Here is a 4,054-nt window from a genome sequence, read left to right as displayed (position 1 = left end):
GCCATCGACAGACGCTCTTTGACCGCACGCTCAACACGCACCAGGCCAACGCGGAACTGGTTCTCGGCCATTTCGCCTACGCAGCGAACACGACGGTTACCCAAGTGGTCGATATCATCGACGATGCCTTTACCGTTACGGATGTCGACCAGAGTCTTCAGAACCGCGACGATGTCTTCTTTGCACAGTACGCCCGAACCTTCGATCTCGGTACGACCGATACGACGGTTGAACTTCATCCGGCCGACCGCAGACAGGTCATAGCGCTCAGGGCTGAAGAACAGGTTGTTGAACAGAGTCTCGGCAGCGTCTTTGGTTGGCGGCTCGCCAGGACGCATCATGCGATAGATCTCGACCAGCGCTTCCAGTTGGTTGCTGGTGGAGTCGATCTTCAGCGTATCGGAGACGAACGGACCGCAGTCGATGTCGTTGGTGTACAGAGTTTCGATGCGAACAACGCCGGCCTTGGCGATTTTCGCCAGGATCTCGGTGTTCAGCTCGGTGTTGCACTCTGCCAGGATTTCGCCGGTAGCCGGGTGCACGATGACCTTCGCGGTAGTGCGACCCAGGACGTAGTCCAGTGGCACTTCCAGCTCTTTGATCCCGGCCTTTTCCAGCTGGTTGATGTGGCGAGCGGTGATACGACGACCTTGCTCGACAATAACCTTGCCTTTGTCGTCCTGGATGTCCAGAACCGCGATTTCACCGCGCAGACGCTGAGGTACCAGTTCCAGGCTCAGGTTCTCGCCTTTCACATGGAACACGTTGGTGGTGTAGAACGCGTCCAGCACTTCCTCGGTGGTATAGCCGAGCGCGCGCAGCAGTACCGATGCAGGCAGCTTGCGACGACGGTCGATACGCACGAACACGCAGTCTTTCGGGTCGAACTCGAAGTCCAGCCACGAACCGCGGTAAGGAATGATGCGCGCGGAGTACAGCAGTTTACCGGAGCTGTGCGTCTTGCCACGGTCGTGGTCGAAGAACACGCCCGGGGAACGGTGCAGCTGGGAAACGATTACACGCTCGGTACCGTTGATTACGAAGGTACCGTTCTCAGTCATCAGGGGGATTTCACCCATGTAGACTTCTTGCTCTTTGATGTCCTTGATCGCTTTGTTCGACGATTCTTTGTCGAAAATGATCAGGCGCACTTTTACCCGCAAAGGTACGGCGTAAGTTACACCGCGCAATACGCATTCTTTGACATCAAATGCCGGTTCGCCCAGACGATATCCGACGTACTCCAGCGCAGCATTGCCGGAGTAGCTGATGATCGGGAAAACGGATTTGAAGGCCGCATGCAGGCCCACGTCGCGGAACTGATCTTTAGTCGCTCCCGCTTGCAAGAATTCACGATACGAATCCAGCTGGATGGCCAGGAGGTACGGCACATCCATGACGTCCGGCAACTTGCTAAAGTCCTTGCGGATACGTTTTTTCTCAGTATATGAGTAAGCCATCAGCGTTCCCCAGCTTGGTCACCTGCTTGTTTGGCCCCTCCCGACGGGAGCAGCCAGAAAATCGTGCAAACCCCATGGTTTGCGCCACCGCATCGGGTGGTTACAGCACGTTATCAGCACCGACCCAGTCGGCTGCCAATAACGGAAAAAGGCCGGTGGCAAGAGCCACCAGCCATCAGCCTGTCGCTTAACGCTCGGGCTGGAGGAGCAAAGTCGATGCTTACTTCAGCTCGACTTTAGCGCCTGCTTCTTCCAGAGCTGCTTTGGCTTTGTCAGCTGCGTCTTTGGCAACAGCTTCCAGAACCATGGCAGGAGCGCCGTCAACTACAGCCTTGGCTTCTTTCAGGCCCAGACCGGTCAGTTCACGTACTGCCTTGATCACGTTAACTTTCTTCTCGCCAGCTTCGGTCAGCATGACGTTGAATTCAGTTTGCTCTTCAACAACGGCAGCAGCAGCAGCTGGACCAGCCGATGCAGCAGCAGCAGTAACGCCGAATTTTTCTTCGAAAGCTTTGATCAGCTCAACAACTTCCATTACGGACATGTTGCCAACTGCTTCAAGGATATCGTTCTGAGAGATAGACATGAATCTAATTCCTGATATTGGGGACGGCCTACGCGACCATCGAAAAAAACAAAAAACGCGAGAAGTTGACGAGCCTTAGGCTGCAGCAGCTTCTTTCTGGTCGCGAATTGCCGCCAGAGTACGAGCCAATTTGCTGGTAGCGCCTTGAATCACGCTCATCAGCTGAGAAATTGCTTCGTCACGGGTCGGCAGAGTTGCCAGTACGTCGATTTGGTTAGCTGCGAGGAACTTGCCCTCGAACGCAGCTGCCTTGATCTCGAACTTGTCCTGACCCTTTGCGAACTCTTTGAAGATCCGGGCAGCAGCGCCTGGATGTTCCTTGGAGAATGCAATCAGGGTAGGGCCGGTGAACACGTCGTTGAGGACACTGAATTCAGTGTCAGCAACAGCGCGCTTGAGCAGGGTGTTACGTACAACACGTACGTAAACGCCAGCTTCACGAGCCTCTTTACGGAGTCCGGTCATCGCGCCTACTGTTACGCCACGGGCATCAGCCACGACAGCGGACAGAGCGACTTTGGCAGCCTCGTTGACTTCAGCGACGATGGCCTTCTTGTCTTCGAGTTTAATTGCCACGGGTTTAACTCCTGCTTGTTACCGTTTCATCTGGTCGAAACCGGATGTCGTTTTGGTGTCTGATTCGGTAAGGAACCGGGAGCACCATCTGCGTAGGCTTGTGGTTTAAGACTTGCGTCGCCTACGGTCTTGGATAGCCCCCGCCAGGCAGGGACCCCAATCTTTCAATTGGCGCGACAATCCGCGCCAACCTTTGTCTTACGCGTCGAGCGAGCTCTGATCGATAACCAGACCTGGGCCCATAGTGGTGCTCAGGGTAACGCGCTTGACGTAAATGCCTTTCGAGGAAGCTGGCTTGATACGCTTCAGATCAGCGATCAGGGCTTCAACGTTTTCCTTCAGCTTGACGGCGTCGAAGCCGATCTTGCCAACGGAAGTGTGGATGATGCCGTTTTTGTCGGTGCGATAACGAACCTGACCAGCCTTGGCGTTCTTGACCGCGTTGGCTACGTCTGGAGTTACGGTGCCGACTTTAGGGTTAGGCATCAGGCCACGTGGACCGAGGATCTGACCCAACTGACCCACAACGCGCATTGCATCCGGGGAGGCAATAACTACGTCATAGTTCAGGTCGCCGCCTTTCATTTCGGCAGCCAGGTCGTCCATGCCTACACGGTCAGCGCCGGCAGCCAGAGCGGCTTCAGCAGCTGGACCCTGGGTGAACACAGCAACGCGAACGGTCTTGCCAGTGCCGTGTGGCAGCACAGTAGCGCTACGAACAACCTGGTCGGATTTACGCGGGTCAACACCCAGGTTCACAGCAACGTCAAACGACTCGCTGAACTTGACAGTCGACAGCTCAGCCAGCAGGGCAGCAGCGTCTACAAAGTTGTAGGACTTGCCTGCTTCGATTTTGCCGGCGATAGCCTTTTGACGCTTGGTCAGCTTAGCCATTACACACCCTCCACGTTAAGGCCCATGCTACGAGCAGAACCGGCGATGGTACGCACGGCTGCTTCCATATCAGCTGCAGTCAGATCCGCGTTTTTGGTTTTCGCGATTTCTTCCAGCTGAGCACGAGTTACAGTGCCAACCTTAACGGTGTTCGGACGAGCGGAACCGCTGGTCAGACCGGCCGCCTTCTTCAGCAGAACCGAAGCAGGGGTGGATTTGGTTTCGAAAGTGAAGCTACGGTCGCTGTAGACAGTGATGATCACTGGAGTCGGCAGACCTGGCTCAAGACCCTGAGTACGGGCGTTGAAAGCCTTGCAGAATTCCATGATGTTCACGCCGTGCTGACCCAGAGCAGGACCAACAGGTGGGCTTGGGTTAGCCTGAGCGGCCTTCACTTGCAGCTTGATGTAAGCGGTAATCTTCTTGGCCATGAGGCACTCCAATTACGGGTTCGAACGCCTCGAAAGGCTCCCCGGTTACTTGCGCGTTTATCCCAGTGACGACAAAACCCCACAGCCTAAGGCTGCGGGGTTGGGAT

4 protein-coding genes and 1 pseudogene are annotated in these 4,054 nt (G+C 55.5%); all 5 read right to left on the bottom strand.

Translation table 11 applies throughout. The annotated features are described in order from the left end of the window. Positions 1–1,460: pseudogene (gene rpoB / locus D8V06_RS18205) on the bottom strand (DNA-directed RNA polymerase subunit beta); the annotation flags it as partial. Between the two features lie 220 nt (positions 1,461–1,680). After that, positions 1,681–2,046: a 50S ribosomal protein L7/L12 gene (gene rplL, locus D8V06_RS18200; RefSeq protein WP_056855887.1), complete on the bottom strand. Its 366-nt coding sequence runs from the start codon at positions 2,044–2,046 to the stop codon at positions 1,681–1,683. Positions 2,047–2,121: 75 nt separating this feature from the next. Then, positions 2,122–2,622, bottom strand: a complete 501-nt coding sequence (gene rplJ / locus D8V06_RS18195; RefSeq protein ID WP_007970413.1) for a 50S ribosomal protein L10 — start codon at positions 2,620–2,622, stop codon at positions 2,122–2,124. Between the two features lie 198 nt (positions 2,623–2,820). After that, on the bottom strand, positions 2,821–3,516 hold the full coding sequence (gene rplA, locus D8V06_RS18190) for a 50S ribosomal protein L1 (RefSeq protein ID WP_130931467.1): 696 nt from the start codon (positions 3,514–3,516) through the stop codon (positions 2,821–2,823). Next, positions 3,516–3,947: a 50S ribosomal protein L11 gene (gene rplK / locus D8V06_RS18185; protein ID WP_007933726.1), complete on the bottom strand. Its 432-nt coding sequence runs from the start codon at positions 3,945–3,947 to the stop codon at positions 3,516–3,518. Before rplK ends, rplA begins: the two co-directional genes overlap by 1 nt. Positions 3,948–4,054 lie beyond the last annotated feature (107 nt).

Origin of the sequence: Pseudomonas sp. Sample_24, assembly GCF_004307605.1 — a bacterium.
Taxonomy (GTDB): domain Bacteria; phylum Pseudomonadota; class Gammaproteobacteria; order Pseudomonadales; family Pseudomonadaceae; genus Aquipseudomonas.
Note: the sequence above shows the minus strand (reverse complement) of the source record. Positions and strands in the feature narration are given on the sequence as shown.